20 protein-coding genes and 1 tRNA gene are annotated in these 20,656 nt (G+C 71.7%); 5 read left to right on the top strand and 16 right to left on the bottom strand.

Going from position 1 to position 20,656, the window contains the following annotated elements; all coding sequences use genetic code 11:
- Positions 1-13 precede the first annotated feature (13 nt).
- Together BQ6202_RS14000 and BQ6202_RS13995 are read left to right on the top strand one after the other, a co-directional pair.
- Complete coding sequence (locus tag BQ6202_RS14000) at positions 14-943, top strand: EamA family transporter (protein WP_200792262.1); 930 nt, start codon at positions 14-16, stop codon at positions 941-943.
- Between the two features lie 35 nt (positions 944-978).
- Positions 979-1,521 (top strand): hypothetical protein, encoded by a 543-nt coding sequence (locus tag BQ6202_RS13995; RefSeq protein WP_072314974.1) that lies wholly within the window; start codon positions 979-981, stop codon positions 1,519-1,521.
- A gap of 8 nt (positions 1,522-1,529) precedes the next feature.
- Here BQ6202_RS13995 and BQ6202_RS13990 read toward each other — a convergent pair whose 3' ends face one another.
- Positions 1,530-2,306 carry an LmeA family phospholipid-binding protein gene (locus BQ6202_RS13990; RefSeq protein WP_072314973.1) on the bottom strand — a complete coding sequence of 259 codons (777 nt, stop codon included), beginning with the start codon at positions 2,304-2,306 and terminating at the stop codon, positions 1,530-1,532.
- A 129-nt stretch (positions 2,307-2,435) separates the two neighbouring features.
- Between BQ6202_RS13990 and BQ6202_RS13985 the strand changes: the two genes are divergently transcribed.
- Positions 2,436-3,851, top strand: coding sequence for a dihydrolipoyl dehydrogenase family protein (locus BQ6202_RS13985; protein WP_072314972.1), 1,416 nt, complete (start codon positions 2,436-2,438; stop codon positions 3,849-3,851).
- Between the two features lie 4 nt (positions 3,852-3,855).
- Here BQ6202_RS13985 and BQ6202_RS13980 read toward each other — a convergent pair whose 3' ends face one another.
- The 8 genes from BQ6202_RS13980 to BQ6202_RS13945 all read right to left on the bottom strand — a co-directional run bounded on the left by BQ6202_RS13980 (position 3,856) and on the right by BQ6202_RS13945 (position 10,411).
- Positions 3,856-4,446 (bottom strand): antibiotic biosynthesis monooxygenase, encoded by a 591-nt coding sequence (locus BQ6202_RS13980; RefSeq protein WP_072314971.1) that lies wholly within the window; start codon positions 4,444-4,446, stop codon positions 3,856-3,858.
- A 60-nt stretch (positions 4,447-4,506) separates the two neighbouring features.
- Positions 4,507-4,580 (bottom strand) — tRNA-Gly (locus tag BQ6202_RS13975).
- A 67-nt stretch (positions 4,581-4,647) separates the two neighbouring features.
- Positions 4,648-5,223 (bottom strand): hypothetical protein, encoded by a 576-nt coding sequence (locus tag BQ6202_RS15045; RefSeq protein ID WP_072314970.1) that lies wholly within the window; start codon positions 5,221-5,223, stop codon positions 4,648-4,650.
- Positions 5,216-6,094, bottom strand: coding sequence for a dihydrodipicolinate synthase family protein (locus BQ6202_RS13965; RefSeq protein ID WP_072314969.1), 879 nt, complete (start codon positions 6,092-6,094; stop codon positions 5,216-5,218). Before BQ6202_RS13965 ends, BQ6202_RS15045 begins: the two co-directional genes overlap by 8 nt.
- Positions 6,091-7,710 carry a tripartite tricarboxylate transporter permease gene (locus tag BQ6202_RS13960; protein WP_072314968.1) on the bottom strand — a complete coding sequence of 540 codons (1,620 nt, stop codon included), beginning with the start codon at positions 7,708-7,710 and terminating at the stop codon, positions 6,091-6,093. The genes BQ6202_RS13965 and BQ6202_RS13960 overlap by 4 nt, the downstream gene beginning before the upstream one ends.
- Positions 7,707-8,249, bottom strand: coding sequence for a tripartite tricarboxylate transporter TctB family protein (locus BQ6202_RS13955; RefSeq protein ID WP_083587306.1), 543 nt, complete (start codon positions 8,247-8,249; stop codon positions 7,707-7,709). Before BQ6202_RS13955 ends, BQ6202_RS13960 begins: the two co-directional genes overlap by 4 nt.
- Positions 8,250-8,320: 71 nt before the next feature.
- On the bottom strand, positions 8,321-9,247 hold the full coding sequence (locus tag BQ6202_RS13950; RefSeq protein WP_072314967.1) for a tripartite tricarboxylate transporter substrate binding protein: 927 nt from the start codon (positions 9,245-9,247) through the stop codon (positions 8,321-8,323).
- A gap of 171 nt (positions 9,248-9,418) precedes the next feature.
- The gene (locus BQ6202_RS13945) at positions 9,419-10,411 is read right to left on the bottom strand and encodes a LacI family DNA-binding transcriptional regulator (RefSeq protein ID WP_072314966.1); all 993 of its coding nucleotides are present in this window, start codon (positions 10,409-10,411) and stop codon (positions 9,419-9,421) included.
- 150 nt (positions 10,412-10,561) lie between these two features.
- On the opposite strand from BQ6202_RS13945, the gene BQ6202_RS13940 reads away from it, so the two are divergent.
- Together BQ6202_RS13940 and BQ6202_RS13935 are read left to right on the top strand one after the other, a co-directional pair.
- The gene (locus BQ6202_RS13940) at positions 10,562-12,208 is read left to right on the top strand and encodes a fucose isomerase (RefSeq protein ID WP_072314965.1); all 1,647 of its coding nucleotides are present in this window, start codon (positions 10,562-10,564) and stop codon (positions 12,206-12,208) included.
- The gene (locus tag BQ6202_RS13935) at positions 12,195-13,709 is read left to right on the top strand and encodes an FGGY-family carbohydrate kinase (RefSeq protein ID WP_072314964.1); all 1,515 of its coding nucleotides are present in this window, start codon (positions 12,195-12,197) and stop codon (positions 13,707-13,709) included. Before BQ6202_RS13940 ends, BQ6202_RS13935 begins: the two co-directional genes overlap by 14 nt.
- 64 nt (positions 13,710-13,773) lie before the next feature.
- On the opposite strand, the gene msrA is transcribed toward BQ6202_RS13935, so the two are convergent.
- From msrA to BQ6202_RS13900, 7 genes are all read right to left on the bottom strand, one after another.
- Entirely contained in the window at positions 13,774-14,325 is a 552-nt protein-coding gene (gene msrA, locus BQ6202_RS13930; RefSeq protein WP_072314963.1) for a peptide-methionine (S)-S-oxide reductase MsrA, read from the bottom strand.
- Positions 14,326-14,441: 116 nt separating this feature from the next.
- Positions 14,442-14,765 (bottom strand): GNAT family N-acetyltransferase, encoded by a 324-nt coding sequence (locus BQ6202_RS13925; RefSeq protein WP_072314962.1) that lies wholly within the window; start codon positions 14,763-14,765, stop codon positions 14,442-14,444.
- A gap of 38 nt (positions 14,766-14,803) precedes the next feature.
- Entirely contained in the window at positions 14,804-15,676 is an 873-nt protein-coding gene (locus tag BQ6202_RS13920; protein ID WP_072314961.1) for a TerC family protein, read from the bottom strand.
- Between the two features lie 70 nt (positions 15,677-15,746).
- Positions 15,747-16,796 (bottom strand): lipoate-protein ligase LplAB, encoded by a 1,050-nt coding sequence (locus BQ6202_RS13915; RefSeq protein ID WP_072314960.1) that lies wholly within the window; start codon positions 16,794-16,796, stop codon positions 15,747-15,749.
- Positions 16,797-16,858: 62 nt separating this feature from the next.
- Positions 16,859-17,737: an alpha/beta fold hydrolase gene (locus BQ6202_RS13910; protein ID WP_143143747.1), complete on the bottom strand. Its 879-nt coding sequence runs from the start codon at positions 17,735-17,737 to the stop codon at positions 16,859-16,861.
- Positions 17,738-17,746: 9 nt separating this feature from the next.
- Positions 17,747-20,017, bottom strand: coding sequence for an ATP-binding cassette domain-containing protein (locus tag BQ6202_RS13905; RefSeq protein ID WP_234946221.1), 2,271 nt, complete (start codon positions 20,015-20,017; stop codon positions 17,747-17,749).
- A 37-nt stretch (positions 20,018-20,054) separates the two neighbouring features.
- Entirely contained in the window at positions 20,055-20,588 is a 534-nt protein-coding gene (locus tag BQ6202_RS13900) for a VanZ family protein (protein WP_072314958.1), read from the bottom strand.
- Between the last annotated feature and the right edge of the window lie 68 nt (positions 20,589-20,656).

Below are 20,656 nucleotides of genomic sequence, written 5' to 3'. Positions count from 1 at the left end.
CTAGGCTGAGGCGGTGGCAGGCGACCCCAGCAGCAGCGGCGGCAGCGGCGTACGAGGCAGCGGCATGCTGGCGGGCGTCGCGCTCGTGCTCTGCGCCATCGCGTCGGTGCAGTTCGGCGCGTCGATCGCGAAGACGCTGTTCGACCGCATCGACCCGGCCGGGCTGACGCTGCTGCGGCTCGCGTTCGCGGCCCTGGTGATGCTGCTCGTGGCGCGGCCGCGCATCCGCTCGTGGAACCGCGCGGCGTGGCGCTCGATCGTGCTGCTCGGGCTGTCGCTCGCGGCGATGAACCTGCTGTTCTACCTGGCGCTGCCGCGCATCCCGATCGCCGTGGCCGTGACGCTCGAGCTGATCGGGCCGCTCGTGCTGGCGCTCGTGCAGTCGCGCCGGGCCATCGACGTCGCCTGGGTGGGGCTCGCGGCCGTCGGCGTCGGCGTCATCGGCGTGCAGTCGGTGGGCGGCGACCTCGACCCGATCGGCGTGGTGCTCGCGCTCGCCGCGGGCGGATGCTGGGCGGCGTACATCCTCGCCTCGGCATCGGTCGGCAGGCACGTGCCCGGCGTCGGCGGCCTCGCCGGGGCGCTCGTCATCGCGACCGTCGCGGTGCTGCCCTTCGGCATCGTCGGCGCGGTGGGCTCGGTCGCGGCCGATGCGAGCGTGCTGCTGCCGGCGTTCGGCGTCGCCATGCTCTCCAGCGCGATCGCCTACGGGCTCGAGATGCTGGCGCTGCGCCGCGTGCCCACGCGCGTGTTCGGCATCATGATGGCGGCGGAGCCGGCGGCCGCGGCGATCTTCGCGTTCCTCGTGCTGAGCGAGCTGCTGACGGCTTGGGACCTGCTCGCGATCGCGCTCGTCATCGTCGCCTCCGCGGGCGTCGCGGTGACCGCGGCGCGCGGGCGGGCGATGCCGCCCCAGACGGGCCAGGTGCCGCTGGTGCCATAGGCACGGGCTGCTGGCCCGACTGCGAAGATGGATGCGTGGGCGAGCGCGACGAGGACGCCCGGCGGTGGGCGCCGCCGGGGCATCCCGCTGCGCGCGGCGAGGCGGAGGCGCGGCGCGCTCGTGCGGACGAGCCGAGCGCGAGCGGCGCCGAGGAGCAGCAGCCGAGTGCCTCGGCAGCGGCACCGTGGACCCGCGACGTGCTGCGGCCCCGTGCGTCGACCGAGGCATCCGCCGTGCCTGCCTCGGAGCTCACACCGCCCACCGTGCCGTGGATCGCACCGCCCGAGGAGGCTGCTGCCGCGCGCAGGGAGCCGTCGATGCTGCCGATCGCCGTCGGGCTCGCGCTGCTCGCGGCCCTCGCGTGGGTGCCGCACTGGGTGGCGCCCACGATCGCGATCATGGTGGCGCTCGTCGGGCTGCCGATCGCGTGGGGGTTCCGGCGCATCTCGCACGGGCGGCGCCGCGTGCAGTACGTCGTGGTGGTGCTGGCGCTCGCGCTCATCGCAGCGCTGTCGGTCATCGCTCCGATGACGTGGCTCGAGCTGGGGGTGCTCGAGCCGCTGGCGCTGCCCGACTGAGCCTCCGCTCAGCAGCTGCCGTTGGCCTGCAGCGCGGGGTCGCTGATGATGCCGCCGTCGATGGCGAAGCCCGCGACCAGCTCGTCGTCGACGACCTCGATCGACTGCAGCGTCAGCGCTGCGGGGAGGGACGAGGCGATGCAGACGCTGCGCTCCTGCAGCAGCGGCTCGAGGAGGCCGCCGAGCTGCTGCCGCAGCTGGTCTGCGGTCACCGTCACCTCGCCGACCGTGCCCTCGACGGGCGCGAGGAGGAGGTCGCCGCCGGCGGCGCTGGGCGCGAGCACGAGTCCGAGCGGGATGGTGGCGCCGAGCAGGTCGACCTCGGTGGAGGCCGTGACGTTCGGCCCCTCGAGCTCGATCGACTCGGCGGGGAAGCCGTCGATCGTGGCGAGCAGCGACCGCAGCTGCTCGGTGCTCATGCGCACCTCGGCCGTGCCGCCCTCGGCCGCTCCACCCCGGATCGGGACGCCCTCGGCGTGCGCGGTGACGTCGCCGCTGAAGGAGCCGACCGTCACGTCGTCGGAGGCGATGCGCACGTCGGTGAGCACGCCGGCGATGAGCTGCGGCACGAGGATGCCGTCGACCTCGACCTCCATCGGCTGCTCGGCGGGCAGCCCGAGCTGCTCGACGACGGTGGATCGGACGGTGTCGGGCACCACCTGGCGGGCGATGAGCTCGGCGGCCACCGCGAGCGCGGCGATCACCACCAGGACGACGCCGAGCACGATGAGCCAGCGCCCGCGGCGGGGCTGGGCTCGGCCCTCGCCGCTGGAGCTCGCAGTCATGGGGAGAGCGTAGACGCATGCGATGAGCGCGCGATCCGGGTCGAGGCGTTGACCGCGCACCGACCCCACGACGTACGGTGTGGTTGGCGCGATCTCGGCGGTCGCTGAGCGCGGAGCAAGGGGGCGGACATGTCCGAGTACGACGTCATCGTGATCGGTGCCGGTGCGGTGGGCGAGAACGTCGCCGATCGCGCGGTGCAGGGCGGCATGACCACCGCCATCGTCGAGGCCGAGCTGGTCGGCGGCGAGTGCTCCTACTGGGCCTGCATGCCGTCGAAGGCGCTGCTGCGCAGCGCCGCTGCGCTGCGGGCCGCGCAGGATGTGGACGGCGCGAAGCAGGCCGTCACGGGCGGGGTGGATGCGGCCGCGGTGCTGCGCCGGCGGGACCGGATCACGAACGACCGCGACGATGCTTCCCAGGTGCGGTGGCTGGACGGCGCGGGGATCGACCTCGTGCGCGGCCACGCAGAGCTCACCGGTGCCAAGCGGCTCCGCGTGACGGCGCCGGACGGCACCGTCACGGAGCTCACGGCCCGGCACGCAGTGGTGATCGCCACCGGCTCCGCGGCGTTGCTGCCCGACATCCCGGGCCTGCGCGAGATCGAGCCGTGGACGAGCCGCGAGGCCACGACCGCGAAGCAGGTCCCGGCCTCGCTGGCGATCCTCGGCGGCGGCGTCGTCGGCGCCGAGATGGCGACTGCCTATGCCGGTCTGGGCTCGCGCGTCACCCTCATCGTGCGCGGTGCGCTGCTGCAGCAGATGGAGCCGTTCGTCGGTGAGATGGTCTCGGCATCCCTCGAGGAGCTGGGCGTGCGCATCCTCGCCGGCGCCGAGGTGCGCGGAGCACGCCGCGTCGGCGAGGCAGCGCAGCTGGACCTCTCGAACGGCGAGCGCGTCGTCGCGGACGAGGTGCTGGTCGCCGTGGGTCGGACGCCGCGCACGGGCGACCTCGGGCTCGACCGCATCGGCATCGAGCCGGGAGCCTGGCTCGACGTCGACGACACCATGCTCGTGCGGGGCTTCGACTGGCTGTACGCGGTCGGCGACGTCAACCACCGCGCGCTGCTCACCCACCAGGGCAAGTACCAGGCCCGGGCGGCCGGCGACGTGATCGTCGCGCGCGCGAAGGGGGCGCCGATCCACGACGAGCCGTGGGGTGCACACGTCGCGACGGCGGACCACGAGCACGTGCCCCAGGTGACCTTCACCGATCCGGAGGTGGCGTCCGTCGGCCTCACCGAGGCCGCGGCGCGCGCGGCCGGTCGCCGCATCCGCGTGCTCGACTACGACCTCTCGAGCGTCGCCGGCGCCTCCACGCATTCGGACCACTACGAGGGCTCGGCGCGGGCGATCGTCGACGAGGACCGCGGGATCCTCATCGGCGCGACGTTCGTCGGCCCGGATGTCGCCGAGCTGCTGCACTCGGCGACCATCGCGATCGTCGGGGAGGTCCCGATCGACCGGCTCTGGCACGCCGTCCCCTCCTACCCCACCGTCAGCGAGGTCTGGCTCCGCTGGCTCGAGGCCTACGGGCGACCTGCCTGAGCTCTCAGCGCTCGCGGCGCGGGTGCAGCCACGGGGCCGCGAGCCGGGTGATGAAGGGCAGGATCAGGCCCACCATGATCGGCGTCAGGATCACGGTCGAGACGAGCAGCCGGAGCGGGAGCGCCAGCTCGCCGAACCCCGGGATGAGCCCGAGCAGCCAGGTCACGAGCACGTTCATCGGGAAGAACGCGAGCCACACGACGATCATCTGCTTCCACACCGGCGGCGCCGCCGTCACCTGCCGGATCTCGACCCTCGCGTCGTCCTCGACCACCACGCCTGCGGGAGCGTCGAACCACCCCTCGATGCCGGAGCGCCGCTCGACGCGCGACTCCTTGGCGAAGCTGGCGCCGCCGGCGATCCACTGCTGGCGCTCCGGGCTCTGCTCCCACGCGTCGAGGGTGACTCGATCCTCGAAGCGGTAGATCATGTGCCAGCGCTGCGTGCGGCGCGACTCGCGCACCCATCCGGCACCCAGGAACCCCTCGAAGCGCGAGGCGAGGTCGACCCCGTGCTGGGCCCACGCCTGCGCGTAGCGATCCATGCGCGGATCGACGACGCGCTCGATCGCGACCGTGATCGGTGCTTGCTCCATGCCTCCACCGTGGCAGATGTGCTGTTTCGCGCGCATGTCGACGACGGATGCGCTGCGGTCTGGAGCGGATGACGGGAATCGAACCCGCGCTATCAGCTTGGGAAGCTGAAGTTCTGCCATTGAACTACATCCGCGCACCGCCGAAGCGGCTGCGCCCATCCTACGCCACGGCACCCCGGAGGGCGCACCGCGGGGCGCTGCTCAGCCGTGCAGGGGGGTGCGAGGAGCGCGCAGGAACGGGATCGCGAGCAGCGGGCCGACCGCTTCGCCGCGGGCGGCGGCGGACCAGCCGCGCACGAGGTTGACGAGCGTCATGATGCCGCCGCCGATGTACGCGATGCCCAGCAGGCTCGCGGTGATCGCGAGCACGATGCCCTGCGGCGACGAGCCGGAGACGCTGCCGCCGCTCGTGAGGACGAAGAGCAGCACGAAGTGCAGCGTCGCGGTCACCACCACCGAGGCCAGCCACGTGAACGACCAGTTCAGCGCGCCGCGGGAGTTCGCCTCGTCGACGCCGCCGTTGCGCACCGCGCTGCTGCGCAGGCCCAGCAGCACGAGCGGCACGATCAGCAGCGGCAGGAGCGGGATGGGGAGGTAGGAGAGCAGCTGCAGCGCCCAGTGGCGCACACCGGTCGACGGGCGCAGCGGGAAGGCGGCGGGCGCGTAGCCCTGCGGCTGCTGCGGATAGCCCTGCGGCTGCTGCGGGTGGCCCTGCGGCTGTGGGTAGCCCTGCGGCTGCTGCGGGTGGCCCTGCGGCGGGTAGCCCTGCTCAGGCATGAGCCGCGATCGCTGCGCGCAGCACCTCGACCGTCGCCTCGCTCGGCGGCTCGATCGCCATGCGCGTCGTCCCGGCGTCGATGCCCATGAGGGCGTAGGCCGCCTTCATCCGGCCCATGTCGCCCGCGATGGCGCCGACCGCGTCGTCGATGTCGCGCTGCGCGGCGGCGACGGCATCCGCGTCATCCGAGCCCGCGACGGCCAGGCCGGCGCGGAACGGCTTGGGCAGCACCGAGGAGACTCCGGAGATGACGCCCTGGGCGCCGAAGTCGGTCACTCGCAGCAGGTCCGCGTCGGCGCCGGTGTAGATGATGAAGTCCTCCGGCACGACCGCGCGGTAGGCGGCGAGCTGCTCGAGCGACTCCTCGCTGACCTTGGCGCCGACGAAGTTCGGCAGGGCGGCGATCTCGGCCATGAGGTCCTCCGACACGAAGTTGTTCGCGCGCTTGCGGTAGACGTAGACGTACACGTCGAGGCCGGCGGACGCATCCGACACCGCGCGGAAGAAGGTGCGCAGCGCCGCGTCGCTCGCCGGCAGGTAGTAGGGCGTGAGCACCGCGATCTCGCGCGCGCCGGCCGCTCGCGCCTGGGCGATCAGGCGCAGCACCTCGGCGAGGCTGCCAGCGCCGACGTGCACGATGACGCGCATGACGGGCGAGAGCACCTCGATCGCCGCTTCGACGAGACGCCCGCGCTCCTCCTCGCTGAGCGCCACGAACTCGCCGGTCGTGCCGAGGACGAAGGCGCCCTCGTTCCCCGACTGCGCGACGTACCGCATGATGGCGCTCGATCCCTCGAGGTCGAGCGCGCCATCCTCGCGGAACGCCACGGGCACGGCGGTGATGATGTCTCGGCGGGGTGCGGGGCTCATGGTGCGTCCTTCTCGTTTCGGTCGGTGGTCGCGGCGAGGTCGGCAGCGGCGACCACCTCGGTGTTGGGGGTCGAGGTGTCGGAGAAGCCCTCGGTGATGCTGCCAGCGATGCTGTCCTCGAGGCTGCCGCCGCGCCCGCCCTTGGTGAAGAGGCGGCGCAGCAGCGGCCACAGCAGCGAGAAGGCCGAGAGCGCGAGCAGCACGAGCGCGATGGGGCTCCACACCTCGAAGAAGGGCCGGCCCTGCGACAGGACGAGGGAGCGCGAGAGGTTCTCCTCGGCGATGGGCCCGAGGAGGAGGCCGAGGACGACGGGGCCCGCGGGGATGCTCATGCGCTTGAAGACGAGGCCCACGACCCCGAAGAGCAGCATCGTGCCGACGGTGAAGAGGTTGTTCGTCGTGGCGTAGGTGCCGATCATGCAGAAGACCAGGATGACCGGCCACAGGAAGCGCACGGGCGTGTCAAGCAGGCGCACCATGCCTCGCAGCCGCGCGAGGCTCGCGAGCAGGGCGATGATCGTGGCGATCACCATGATCCCCGTGATGCTGACGACGAGGTCAGGGCGCGAGGTGAACAGCTGCGGGCCGGGCTGCAGCCCCCAGATGAGCATCGAGCCGATCATGACGGCCATCACCGAGTCGCCGGGGATGCCGAGCGCCATGGTCGTCGTGAGCGAACCGCCGAGCGTGGCGCTGGACGCGGTGTCGGCGGCGACGACGCCCTCGATGTTGCCCTTGCCGAAGCTGTCCTTCGTCTTCGATGCGCGCCGCGCGCGATCCCAGCCGACCAGGCCGGCGATGTCGCCGCCCGCTGCGGGCACCAGACCCACGACGGTGCCGACGCCGGCGGCGATGCCGAAGGGCTTCGCCGAGCGACGGTACTCGGCCTTGTTCGGCCACCAGCGCCCGAGCGAGGAGATCGGCTTGATGCGCCGCTGCTGGTGCGTCAGCATCTGGTCGAAGAGCTCGGCCACGCCGAAGAGGCCGATGATGACGGCGATGAAGCTGAAGCCGTCGGCCGCGAGGTTCGCGTTGCCGAAGCTGAAGCGCTGGTCCCCCGTCGCGGAGTAGAGCCCGACGGTGCCGAGCAGGAGGCCGAAGACGCCGGCGAGCATGCCCTTCAGCACCGACTTCGAGGTGATGCCGATCATGACGGTGAGGCCGAAGACGACGAGCGCGAACAGCTCGGGCGAGCGGAAGTAGTCACGGGCGAGCGTCGCGACGGGGATGGCCGCCACCGCGAACAGCAGCATGCTCAGCAGGATGGCCGCGGCCGACACGAGCGCGGACATGGTGAGCGCGAGGCCCGCCTTGCCCTGCTTCGCCATCGGGTAGCCGTCGAGCGTCGTCGCGATCGACGCAGGCGTGCCCGGGGTGTTGATGAGGATCGAGGGGATGCGGTCGCCGAAGTTGGCAGCGACGTAGATCGTCAGCAGCACCGCGAGCCCCGGCACCGGGTCGAGGGTGAGCGTGAAACCGGCGGCGAGCGCGACGGCCATCGTCGCGGTGACGCCGGGGAAGGCGCCGACGAGCAGGCCGAGCACGAGGCCCAGCAGCATGCAGCCGGCGACCTCGAGGGTGAGCAGGGCGGACAGGCCCTCGACGATGACGTTCACAGCGGGATCCTCAGCAGCACGTGGAAGATGACGTAGATGCCCGCCGTGAGCAGCGCGGGGAAGAGCACGAGCGCCTTCCAGCCGCGGCCCCCGTAGAGCCAGACGAGACCGACGAGGAACAGCGCGCAGAGCACGGGGAAGACCTCGAAGCGGAAGCCGAAGGCGACGACGCTGCGGATGCTCCACAGGGCGATGAACGCGATCGTCAGGAGCAGCGTCAGCGCGAGCCGCCGGTAGCCACCCGCCGAGACGACCTCCTGGTCGCTGCGATCGTCGGGCGCGCTGACGATCGCGATCACGAGGCGCCAGATCGCGAGCGCGAGTCCGACGATCGCGAGCAGCGAGGGCCAGAACCGGGCGCCGATCTGGCCCTCGGCGGGCTCGCGCCGGAGCTCGATGCCCTGCGCCAGCACGATCGCCGCGGCCATGAACGCGATCGCCACGATCGCGATGATGACCTCGGTGCGTCGCGACGCCGTCGGATGCTCGGTGTCCTCGATCGGGGGCTCGAGCGCTTCAGTGGGGCTGGGGCTCTTCATCGACTGCTCCTCAGCGCGTCGCGGAGTCTCGGTGGCGCCGGGTGCCGGGCTCGCGCCCGGCACCCGTGCGATCAGCCGAGCAGGGACTGGAAGGTGGAGAACTGCTCGGACACGAAGGAGGTGAACTCCTCTGCGTCGCGGTAGACGACGAGGTTGCCGGCGTTCTCCTGGAACGCCGTGTAGCCCTCGGACTCGACGGCCTCTGCCACCGCGGCCTCGAGCGTCTCGCGCACGTCCTCGGGGACCTCGCCCTGGGTGTAGATGCCGCCCCAGCCGCCGAACTGCACGTCCTCGCCGATGGCCTCCTCGAAGGTCTCGACGTCAGGCAGGTCGGGGTGGCGCTCGTCGTTCATGACGCCCAGGATGCGCACTGCGTCGCCCTGGCCGATCGCCTCGCCGGCGCCGGAGACGGCAGCGTCGGCCTCTCCGGAGGCCGCGGCCGCGACCGCGGTGGCGCCGCCGTCGTAGGCGACGGGCGTGAGCTGCGCGCCGGTCGCCTCGTTGATGCCGAGCGTCGCGGCCTCCCAGATCGAGCCGGCGCCGGAGTTCGCGACCGTCAGCGGCGCATCCGCCCCTGCGTCGACGAGGTCCTGCAGCGTCTCGAACGGGCTGTCGGCGGCGACCGAGATGACACCGGGCGCGAGCATGATCTGGCCGAGGAAGCCGAAGTCCTCAGGCATGACGTCGGCGCCCTGCGTGGTGTTGAGCATGGCGATCTCGACCGGCGAGAAGCCGATGACGTAGCCGGTGGGGTCCTGGTCGCGCACGTACTCCATGGCGATGGCGCCCGAGGCTCCCGGCATGTTCTCCGGGATGATCGAGACGCCGAGGATGCCCTCGAGCTCGGTCGCGAGCGCACGGCTCGAGAGGTCGGAGCCGCCACCGGGGTCTGCCTGGATGATGAGGCGGATGTCGTTGGCCGGGAAGTCGTCGCTCCCCTCGGCCACCGGGGTGCAGCCAGTGAGCACCGTCGCGGCGGCGATCGTCCCGACGAGCATCGTCGTTGCAGTTCTACGGATCACAGTTCAACTCCCTTGTCGGTCCCGCGGCGTCGTCGCCGGGGCAGTGATCGGATGCCGACCGGATGACCGGATCTTCAGCAATCGATTTCTCCACATCGTAGGAACGCGGCGGCCGGATGTCAACACGGCACGTCCCGATCCGTCCGATCAGGTGAGCACGCTGCCGTGCTCGAGGCGCTCGCTCCTGGCCTCGACGTCGAGCCCGTCGATGCGCTCGAGCAGCATCGCGGCGGCGCGAGCGCCGATCTCATAGCTCGGCAGGTCGAGCGAGGCGACGCTCGAGACCGCACCCCAGCCCACGCCCGGCGCTCGCCCGAGCGGGCCGAAGGAGGCGAGCGCCAGCGCCTCCCGGTCGATCCCGCGCTCGGCGAGCGCACGCAGCAGGCCCTGCGCCATGAGGTTGTTCGCGCTGAAGATCGCGGACGGCATCGCCTCCGCCTCGAGCAGGCGCATCGCCGCCTCGTAGCCGCCGCTCTCCGAGTAGTCGCCCTCGACGATCCAGTCGAGCCGCGAGTGCAGGCCCGCCTCCTCGATCGCCTCGCGGTAGCCCTGCAGCCGCTCCCGCCCGGTCGTGCTCGTGACGGGGCCGGCGATGATCGCGACGTCCGGCGTGCGCTGCAGCAGGAAGCGCACGAGCTCCTTGGCCCCGCCGACGTTGTCGAGCGTCACGCTGTCGACGCCCGGCAGCTGCAGGCGCCGGTCCACGGCCACCGCGGGGGTGCCGTCGAGCACCGCGGCGATGCCCTCCTCCGACTCGTGGACGGGCGCGATCACGACCCCCGCGACCTGCTGGTCGACGAGCAGGCCGAGGTACTGCCGCTCCTTGACCGCCGACTCGTCGCTGTTGCAGAGCACCAGGAGGTGCCCGGAGGGCGAGATGGCGTCCTCGACCCCGCGCACCACATCCGTGAAGAACGGATTCGTCACGTCGGGCACGACGACGCCGACGACGTTGTTCGCGCGGCGGCGAAGGCCGCGGGCGAGCGAGTTGCTGCGGTAGCCGAGCTTGCGCTTGGCGTCGTGCACGCGCTCGGCGAGCGTCGGATCGACGGTGCCGAGACCGTTCAGCACGCGCGAGGCGGTCGCCTGCGAGACACCCGCGAGCCGAGCCACGTCGCTGAGCTTCGCGCGCTGCACCATGTGCCCTCCAGATCGAGCCGACACATCCGCGTCCTTCGGCCTCCCGCATTCTACGACCGAGACCGCCTTGAGTGCGAAATCGATTTCTGGCAGAGTGGCCGTCGAGTGGCTCGACGACGACCGTCGCGCCGAACGATCGAGGGAGATCCCGTGCCAACCGACGCCGTCTACGCACTGCCGACGCCGATCCAGCCGCCCTCCGCGGCGCCCCGCACCGTGTACCTCGTCGCGAGCGGCGACGGCCGCCCGGCGGCGAACACCGCGGGATGGTCGACGCAGGAGGCGATGGAGCGCGACCTCGCGGCCGCCTTCGAGGCGCTCGGGTGGAGCGTCGAGCGTGCGCACCCGTTCGACGCCGAGAAGGGCCACGGCTTCATCGACAGCCAGCGCATGGGCATCGAGGTCTTCCGCGCCGTGCCGCTCGACGCGCCCGTGGTCGTCGCGGAGGCCGTGTGGCAGTACTCCAGCCACGTGCTGGCCGGCCTGCGCAAGCACCGCGGGCCCGTGCTCACCGTCGGCAACTTCGCGGCCGACTGGCCCGGCCTCGTCGGGCTGCTCAACCTCAACGGCGGCCTCACAAAGATGCAGCGCGACTACGCCACCCTCTGGAGCGTCGACTTCACGGACGAGTGGTTCCGCGCCCGGCTGGCGGAGTGGGTGGAGACGGGGACCATCGTCCACGACGCATCCCACGTCCGCGACCTGCCGCCGCTCGCCGACTCGCCCGAGCGCGAGCTCGGCGTCGCGCTCGCCGAGCAGCTCCGCTCCGAGCAGGCGCTCATCGGCATCTTCGACGAGGGCTGCATGGGCATGTACAACGCCATCATCGACGACGAGCTGCTGAACCCCATCGGCATCTACAAGGAGCGCCTGTCGCAGAGCGCCCTGTTCGCCGAGATGCGCACGGTCTCCGACGAGGATGCGGCCGCCGTGATCGACTGGCTGCGCTCGGCGGGCATGACCTTCCGCGTCGGCACCGACCACGACACCGAGCTCACCGAGGCGCAGCTGCTCGAGCAGGCGCGCATGTACGTCGCCGCCGTGCGGATGGTCGACGACTTCGGGCTCGACGCCGTCGGCATCCAGTACCAGCAGGGCCTCAAGGACCTCACGCCCGCGAGCGACCTCGTCGAGGGCATCCTCAACAACGTGCAGCGCCCGCCCGTGTCGCGGCGCGACGGCTCGACGATCATCCGCGAGGGCGCCTCGATCCCCCACTTCAACGAGGTCGACGAGGGCGTCGCGGTGGATGCGCTCATCACGACGCGCATCTGGACAGCGATGGGGCTCGACCCCGCGAACACGCTGCACGACGTGCGCTGGGGCGAGGAGTTCGACGGTCGCTTCGTCTGGGCCTTCGAGATCTCCGGATCGGTGCCGCCGTCGCACCTCGAGGGCGGCTACGCCGGCGCCGAGGGCTGGCGCCAGGGGAACGTGTTCTTCCCCGCGGGCGGCAGCACGATCAACGGCGTCTCGCGAGCGGGCGAGATCGTGTGGTCGCGCGTCTACGTGATGGACGGCGCGCTGCACGTCGACATGGGCCGCGGCAGCGCGATCGCGCTGCCCGACGAGGAGTCGACCCGCCGCAAGGAGGCGACCAACCCCGAGTGGCCGATCATGCACGCCGTGCTGCACGGCGTGAGCCGCGACCAGTTCATGGGCAGGCACAAGGCCAACCACGTGCAGGTCGCCTACGCCCCCGACGCCGCGGCGGCCGATCGCGCGCTCGTCGCGAAGGCGGCGATGCTCGACGGCCTCGGCATCCACGTGCACCTGGCAGGCGATGTCTCGATCTGACGCCGCGGCGGGCGCAGCCGCCGGCGCGCTCGTGCTGGGCGTCGACGTGGGCACATCCAGCACGAAGGGCGTGCTGGTCGACCTCGGCGGCCGGATCGTGCGGCAGGCGGTGCGGGAGCACGCGCCCAGCAGGCCGCGCCCCGGTCACGTCGAGATGGACGGCGCGCTGTGGTGGGAGGAGTTCGCCGCGATCGCGCGCGAGCTCGCATCCGACGGCCTGGGCGCATCCATCGCCTCGGTCGGCGTGAGCGGGATGGGCCCGTGCATCCTGCTCACCGACGAGGCCGGCGCGCCCCTGCGCCCGGCCGTGCTCTACGGCGTCGACACTCGCGCGACCGAGCAGATCGCGCGCCTCGACGACGAGCTGGGGGCCGAGGCGATCCTCGCGCGCGGCGGCTCGCTGCTGTCGAGCCAGGCGGTGGGACCGAAGCTCGCCTGGCTCGCGGAGCACGAGCCGATGATGTGGCAGCGCGCGCGCCGCCTCTTCATGCCGGCGTCGTGGCTCGCCTTCCGCCTCACGGGCGCCTACCGCCTCGACCACCACTCGGCGAGCCAGTGCACGCCCATGTACGACACCGAGGCGCTCGCGTGGCACGCACCGTGGGCCGATCCCCTGCGCGGCGACATCGAGCTCCCGGAGCTCGGGTGGCCGGAGGAGGTCGTCGGCACGCTCACGCAGGCGGCCGCTGCGGAGACGGGCCTGCCGGCCGGCATCCCCGTCGCGCTCGGCACGATCGACGCGTGGACGGAGGCGCTGAGCGTCGGCGCGCACCGCCCCGGCGACCTGATGCTGATGTACGGCACCACCATGTTCCTCATCGAGACGACGAGCGAGCGCGTGACGCACCCGACGCTGTGGGGCACCGTCGGCTCGGCGCCGGGCACCTACTCGCTCGCCGGCGGCATGGCGACCTCCGGCGCGATCACCGGGTGGCTCCGAGACCTCGTGGGCCGACCCGACTGGGCGGAGCTCATCGCGGAGGCCGAGTCGTCTCCCCCGGGGAGCCGCGGCCTGCTGATGCTGCCGTACTTCGCGGGCGAGCGCACGCCCATCAACGACCCCGACGCGCGCGGCGCCGTGCTCGGTCTCACGCTCGACCACGGGCGCGGCGACCTCTATCGGGCGACGCTCGAGGCGACTGCCTTCGCCGTGCGGCACAACGTCGAGGAGATGCGGCGCGCCGGCGCGGTGATCGAGCGGATCGTCGCTGTCGGCGGCGGTACGCAGAGCGCGCTGTGGCCGCAGATCGTCTCCGACGTCACCGGCCTCGTGCAGGAGCGGGCGACGGTCGCCGTCGGCGCGAGCCTGGGGGCCGCGTACCTCGCGGCGCGAGCGATCGCCGACGTGTCGATCGACGACTGGAACCCGATCGCGCATCGCGTGGAGCCGGATCCGGGCGTCGCTGCGCGGTACGACGCGCTCTACGCCGACTACCGATCGCTGTACACGGCGACCCGCGACGTCGCGCACCGGCTCGCTCGCCTGCAGCACGACGGCTGAGGCCGGGCTCGAGGGAGGGCCTCCGGCGCGACCGCGACGCGTCGCCGCCGCGCCGGAGGATCCGTCAGGCGGACTGCCCCGTCGTCGCCTCGCGCCGCGGCAGCACCCAGCCCGGCCGGACGAAGTGGCAGGTGTAGCCGTTCGGGATCCGCTCGAGGTAGTCCTGGTGCTCGGGCTCGGCCTCCCAGAAGGGACCGGCTGCCTCGATCGTGGTGACGACCGGCCCGGGCCACAGCCCGGAGGCGTCGACGTCGGCGATCGTGTCGCGGGCCTCGCGCTCCTGCTCAGCCGAGAGCGGGAAGATCGCAGAGCGGTAGCTCGTGCCGACATCGTTGCCCTGGCGGTTGAGCGTCGAGGGGTCGTGGATCTGGAAGAACAGCTCCAGGATCTCGCGATAGCTCGTGCGCGTCGGGTCGAAGACGATCTCGATCGCCTCCGCGTGCCCGGGGTGGTTGCGGTAGGTCGCGTTCGCGTTGCTGCCGCCGGTGTAGCCGACGCGGGTGTCGACGACTCCGGGCCGCGCGCGGATCAGGTCCTCCATGCCCCAGAAGCATCCGCCTGCGAGCACGGCGGTCTCGGTGCCCTGGGTCTGCGTGATCATGCCGGTGTCGGTCATCTCGTCGCTCCTTCGTGGTCGAGGCCTGCGCTCGTGCGTGAGCGCCTGCCCTCTCCGTTGTCAACGTCTTCGGAACCGGATCTGGTCCCGGATGGCGTGTCGGCCCCGCCGCGCCGCTACTCGGCGGCGCCGTGGGCGTGGGCGACGAGCGCCGCGTGCTCGGGGTGCCGCTCGAGCCAGCCCTGCACGAACGTGCACTGCGGCACGATCCTGCGCCCCGCATCCGCCGCATCGCCGGCCGCGAAGGCCGCGAGGGCACTGCCCACGCCGTGGCCGCCGTAGGCGTCGCCCACGACGGTGTGCTGCAGCACCCGGTTGCCGTCGGCGTCGTCCGCGTACGAGAGCACACCGGCGAGGCGATCGCCGATGTGCGCCTCGTAGCGGTTGCGGTCCGAGTCGTCGCCCACGATCACGTGGGAGTGGTCAGCCTGCTCGCTCATGCCCCCATCCAACCCCGAGGGGCGGATGGGGACAAGGCTCAAGCGCGGTCGCTCGGCGGCGTGGCGGGTGCGGCGCCCGTCGCCGGCTTCCCCGCGTCGACCGCCGCAGAGCCCTGGCCGGTGGCGGCCGCCGCGAGCTGGGTCTCTGGGCTCATCGTGTCGTGCAACTTGACCGGCTCCGACGCGCTGCCCTTGCGCTTGCGCCGGCGAGCGGCGGCCCACAGGTTGAGCGCCTCGACCAGCACCGCGAAGGCCATCGGCACGTAGATGAGGGCCTTGTCGATGTGGAACCCGAAGCCGTCGGCGATGAGGAACACGCCGATGAGGAGCAGGAACGACAGCGCCAGCATCTTGACCGTCGGATGGCGGTTCACGAACTCGAAGATGTACTTCGCCGAGAACAGCAGGATGCCGAACGAGATGAGCACCGCGCTGATGATCACGAGCATGTTGCTCGTCATGCCGACGGCCGTGATGACCGAGTCCAGCGAGAACACGAGGTCCATCAGCAGGATCTGCGCGAGCACGGCGGCGAAGGTCGCCTTGACCGCGGAGGAGGCGTGCTCCTCCTCGCCCTCGAGCTTCAGGTGGATCTCGTGGACGGCCTTGTAGAGCAGGAAGCCACCACCCGCGATGAGGATCAGCTCGCGGCCGGAGAAGCCCATGCCGAACAGGGTGAAGAGGTCGTCGTTGAGGGTGATGATCCAGCCGGCCAGCAGCACGAGGCCGACGCGCATGACCATGGCGAGCGTGAGCCCGAGGTTGCGAGCTCGCGCCTGCTGCTCCTTGGGGAGCTTCGAGGCGAGGATCGAGATGAAGATGACGTTGTCGACGCCGAGCACGATCTCGAGCACGAACAGCGTGAGGAAGACGGCGATGAGGTCAGGGGTGAATTCGAGGGAGAAGTCCATTTGAGGTCGATCTTAGGCAACCGAGGCTGCGGGAGGACCCCGAGCCGCGACCGGCGGCGACGCGACCCGTTCAGGGCACGCGGTGCAGCCACTCCTCGGTGCCGAACTTGGTGCGGATGCGCTCCTCGGCCTCGGCGAGCTCGGCCGGCGCGAGCGCGCCCTCGGTGCCGCCGAACAGGCGACGGAAGGTGCCCTTGAGCGCGTCCTGCACTGCGGCCTTCTCCATGCCGGTCTGCGACTTGAGCGGGTCGACGCGCTTCTTCGCGCTCGTGGTGCCCTTGTCGCTCAGCTTCTCCTTGCCGATGCGCAGCACCTCCGTCATCTTGTCGGCATCGATGTCGTAGGACATCGTCGCGTGGTGCAGCACCGCGCCGGAGGCCAGGCGCTTCTGCGCGGCGCCGCCGATCTTTCCCTTGGCCGAGGTGATGTCGTTGAGCGGCGCGTAGAACGCGTCGATGCCGAGCCCCTTGAGCGCTTCGATCACCCACGCGTCCAGGAACGCGTACGAGTCCTGGAAGCTCATGCCCGAGACCAGGTCGCCCGGCACGTAGAGCGAGTAGGTGATGGCGTTGTCGGGCTCGGAGAACATGGCCCCGCCACCCGTGATGCGCCGCAGCACCGGGATGCCGTGCCGCGCGGCGGCCTCGGGCTCGACCTCGTTCTTGAAGGACTGGAACGAGCCGAGGTAGACCGCGGGGCCTGCGAGGTTCCAGAAGCGCAGCGTCGGGCCGCGTCGCCCGGCCCCGACCTCCTCGGTGAGCACCTCGTCGAGCGCCACGTGCACGAGCGGCAGGCGAGGTTCGTCGTCGATGATCGTCCACTCGTAGTCGGCGAACGAGCTCGCGTGCTGGAGGGCGCGGCGGACGGCGACGCCGACCGATTCGGGCGTGAAGCCCAGCAGTGCGGCGTCGGCAGGCAGCGCGGCCTTGATCGCCTCGCCGATCTCGACCGCCGTCGCGGTGACGGGGAGGCCCTCGACGGCTGCGTCGATCGCACCGAGCGCCTCGTCGGGCTCGAGGAAGAAGTCGCCGGCGAGGCGGAAGCCGATGATGTGGCCGTCCTGCTCCTCGAGGTCGACCACCACGAGCTTGCCGCCAGGGACCTTGTACTCGCCGTGCATGGCTCCAGCCTACGTCGCGGGCGCTCGCGCGGCGGCTGCGTGCGGTCGGATCGAGCGCGAGGTCAGCCGCGCGGCGGCGCGAGCCGCTCGTCGAGCCAGGCGACGACGTCGTCGAGCACCTTCGACTTGTTGATCTCGTTGAGGATCTCGTGCCGGGCGCCGGGGTAGACCGTGACCGTCACGTCGCTGAGGCCCGCGCGCGTGCGGTAGGCCTCTCCGAGGCGCTGCAGCGACTTCGTGCCGCCGAGCGAGTCGTCGGAGCCGCCGGCGATGAGCACCGGGATGTCGGGGCGGATGCGGCGGGCAGGCACGCCGTAGAGGCGCAGGCCCTCCACGATGCCGAGGTGCTTCGCCGGCTTGGCCGGGAAGGTCAACGGGTCCTCGACGAAGGCGTCGATGATCGCCTGGTCGCGCGAGAGCCACTCGTAGCCGGTCTCGCCCAGGTGCGTGTGGCGGGCGTTGAGGTCGCCCGCGTTCATCCATCCCGGCATGCGGTAGGCGGTGCCGGAGAGGATCGCGGCATCGACGAGCTCTGCGTGGCTGTTGAGCAGCAGCTGCGTGGAGACCGAGCCCCAGGAGTGCCCCAGGATCGCGACCGGGAGGGTCGGGTGCTCGCCGCGGATGCGGCGCAGCGCGCTCGCGAGATCGCCGACGACCGCGCGCATGCCGCCGGGGCCGAGCCGGCCCAGCTTCGTGAGGTCGCCGCCGTGCTGCTCGATGCCTGTGGCCCCGTGCCCGCGCTGATCGAGCGCCCACACCGCGTAGCCCGAGGCGACGAGGCGCTGCGCCACGTGCTCGTAGCGGAGCGCGTGCTCGCCGAGGCCGTGGGCGATGAGCACGACCGCCTTCGGCTTGCCGGGCTTCCAGGTGTAGACGTGGATGTTCACGCCCTGCAGGTCGACGAACGTCGACTCGGCGCGGATGGCGGTGAACTTGGGCATGGTTCGATTTTAGAACGCTGTCGCGCTGCTCGAGCGCCGCTTCGCCAGATGACGGCCCGTGAGCGAGTCGCCCGGCTCGGCCGCGAGCGCCGCGGGCGTGCCCTCGAAGACGACCCGGCCGCCCTGCGCGCCGGCGCCGGGCCCGAGGTCGATGAGCCAGTCGGCGCGAGAGACGACATCGAGGTTGTGCTCGATCACGATCACCGTGCGGCCGGCGTCGACGATGCGCTCGAGCAGCCCGATGAGGTTGTCGACGTCGGCCATGTGCAGGCCCGTCGTCGGCTCGTCGAGCACGATCACGCTCGCGGTCGTGCCCATCTCGATCGCGAGCTTCAGCCGCTGGCGCTCGCCGCCGGAGAGCGTCGTGAGCGTCTGGCCGAGCGTGATGTAGCCGAGGCCGACGTCGACGAGGCGCCCGAGCATCGGCGCGACCTGCTTCTCGGTGAAGAAGGCCGAGGCCTCCTCGATCGACATGTCGAGCACGTCGCCGATCGACTTGCCGCGCAGCTCGTACTCGAGCACCTCGGCGGTGAACCGGCGCCCTCCGCAGAGCTCGCACGGCGTCGTGACACCGGCCATGAACGCGAGGTCGGAATAGATGACGCCGAGGCCCTTACACTCGGGGCAGGCGCCCTCGGAGTTGGCGCTGAAGAGAGCCGGCTTCACCTTGTTTGCGGTGGCGAAGGCCTTGCGGATGGGCTCGAGGATGCCCGTGTAGGTGGCCGGGTTCGAGCGCCGCGAGCCCTTGATGACGGTCTGATCGACGAAGGTGACGCCCTCGCGCGGCAGCGAGCCGTGGATGAGCGACGACTTGCCCGACCCCGCGACCCCGGTGACGGCCACGAGCACGCCCGTCGGCACATCCACGTCGACGCCCGTGAGGTTGTGGGAGCGCGCGTCGCGGATCTCGATGTGCCCCTGCGGCGCGCGCACGGACTCCTTCATCTGCTGACGGTGCTCGAGGTGCTCGCCCGTGCGGGTGCCGGAGGCGCGCAGCTCGTCGAAGGTGCCCTGGAAGACGATCGTGCCGCCGTGCGTGCCCGCGCCGGGCCCCATGTCGACGATGCGGTCCGCGATGGCCATCACCTCGGGCTTGTGCTCGACGACCAGCACCGTGTTGCCCTTGTCGCGGAGGCGCTGGAGCAGCCCGTTCATGCGCTCGACGTCGTGCGCGTGGAGGCCAGCGGTCGGCTCGTCGAAGACGTAGGTGACGTCGGTGAGGGCCGAGCCCATGTGCCGCACCATCTTGGTGCGCTGGGCCTCGCCCCCGGAGAGGCTGCCGGCGGGCCGGTCGAGCGAGAGGTAGCCGAGGCCGATGGCGTCGAAGGTCTCGAGCAGGTCGACGAGCTTGGCGCGCAGCGGCGCGGTCGCGGCGCCGCCCGCGCCGGCGGGGATGCCGGCGATGAAGGGGGCGAGGTCGGTGAGCTGCATCGCGGTCGCCTCGGCGATCGTGATGCCCTCCACGCGCACCTCGCGGGCCGCGGCGTTGAGGCGAGAGCCGCCGCACGCCTCGCAGTCGCCGAAGGTGGCGGCCGCTTCGACGCGCGCGCGCAGCGCAGGCTTCATCGACTCGGGATCCTTCACGAAGACGCTCTTCTTGAGCTTGGGGATGAGCCCCTCGTAGGTCATGTTGAAGCCGGCGAAGGTCACCTTGCGCTCCTCGCCGTGGAGGAAGGTCTGCAGCTCGTCGTCGCTGTAGTCGGCGATGCGCTTCGCCGGGTCGAGCAGGCCGGACTCGGCGTAGAGCTTCCAGTACCAGCCGCCGACCTGGTAGTTCGGGAAGTCGATGGCGCCGTCGTCGAGCGACTTCGAGCGGTCGACGATCGCGTCGACGTCGATCGCCGAGACCCGGCCGAGGCCCTCGCACACGAGGCACATGCCGCGGGGGTCGTTGAACGAGAACAGCACCGAGGAGTCGAGCCGCGGCGTGCCCACCCGCGACCAGAGCACGCGGAGCATCGTGTACGCATCCGTCGCCGTGCCGACCGTGGAGCGCGAGTTCGCGCCCATCTGATCCTGGCCGACGAGGATCGCGGCGGTCAGGCCCTCGAGGCTGTCGGCCTCCGGCTGCGGCGCCGGCGGCATGAAGCCCTGCACGAAGGCCTCGTAGGTCTCGTCGATCAGGCGCCGCGACTCGGCCGCGATGGTGCCGAACACGAGGCTCGACTTGCCGGAGCCGGAGACGCCGGTGAAGACGCTCAGCCTGCGCTTCGGGATGTCGACGTCGACGGCCTTGAGGTTGTTCTCGCGGGCACCGCGGACGCTGATCTGCTCGGTCACGGCTCGACCGTACTCCGTGCCGCCCACGCACGCGCGGTCAGTCGCCGGCGGCTCCGCGAGCGCGGCCGTCGCGCACCGCGGCGCGGCGGCGGGAGATGCGGGAGAGGTGCAGTGCCACGAGCGCGAGCAGGCCGCCGATCGCCGCGCCGATCGCGTTCGCGAGCAGGTCCCCCGTCGAGCACGAGCGACCGATGGCTGGCACGAGCGCCTGCACCGCCTCGACCAGTGCGGAGAGCAGCGCGCCAGCCGCGAAGCCGAGCGCAGCGCCGGCGGCAGGGCGCCCGATGGCGACGCCGACGAGCAGCGCGAAGGGCACGAGCAGCACGATGTTGGCGAGCGGTTCGGGAGCCGTGAGCGAGACATCCCACTCGATGGCGCAGCCGATCTCGAGCTCGCGCGGGCTCGGCAGCAGCGTCAGCAGCAGGGTCGCGACGGCCGTCACCGCAGCGAGCGCCCAGGTCAGCCTCGGCCGCTGCGCGAGCCACCAGGCCGCGGGCAGTCCGATCGTCACGACTGCTGCCAGCAGCACGCCCGCGAGCCAGGGATGCGCGGCGAGATGGGTCGAGAGCACGCCACGACGCTAGCGCGGGGCTACGATCCGGAAGTGGCGGCTTCCCTCGCCATCAGACGCAGCACCCT

This window comes from Agrococcus sp. Marseille-P2731, from assembly GCF_900117395.1.
Lineage (GTDB): Bacteria > Actinomycetota > Actinomycetes > Actinomycetales > Microbacteriaceae > Agrococcus.
Note: the sequence above shows the minus strand (reverse complement) of the source record. Positions and strands in the feature narration are given on the sequence as shown.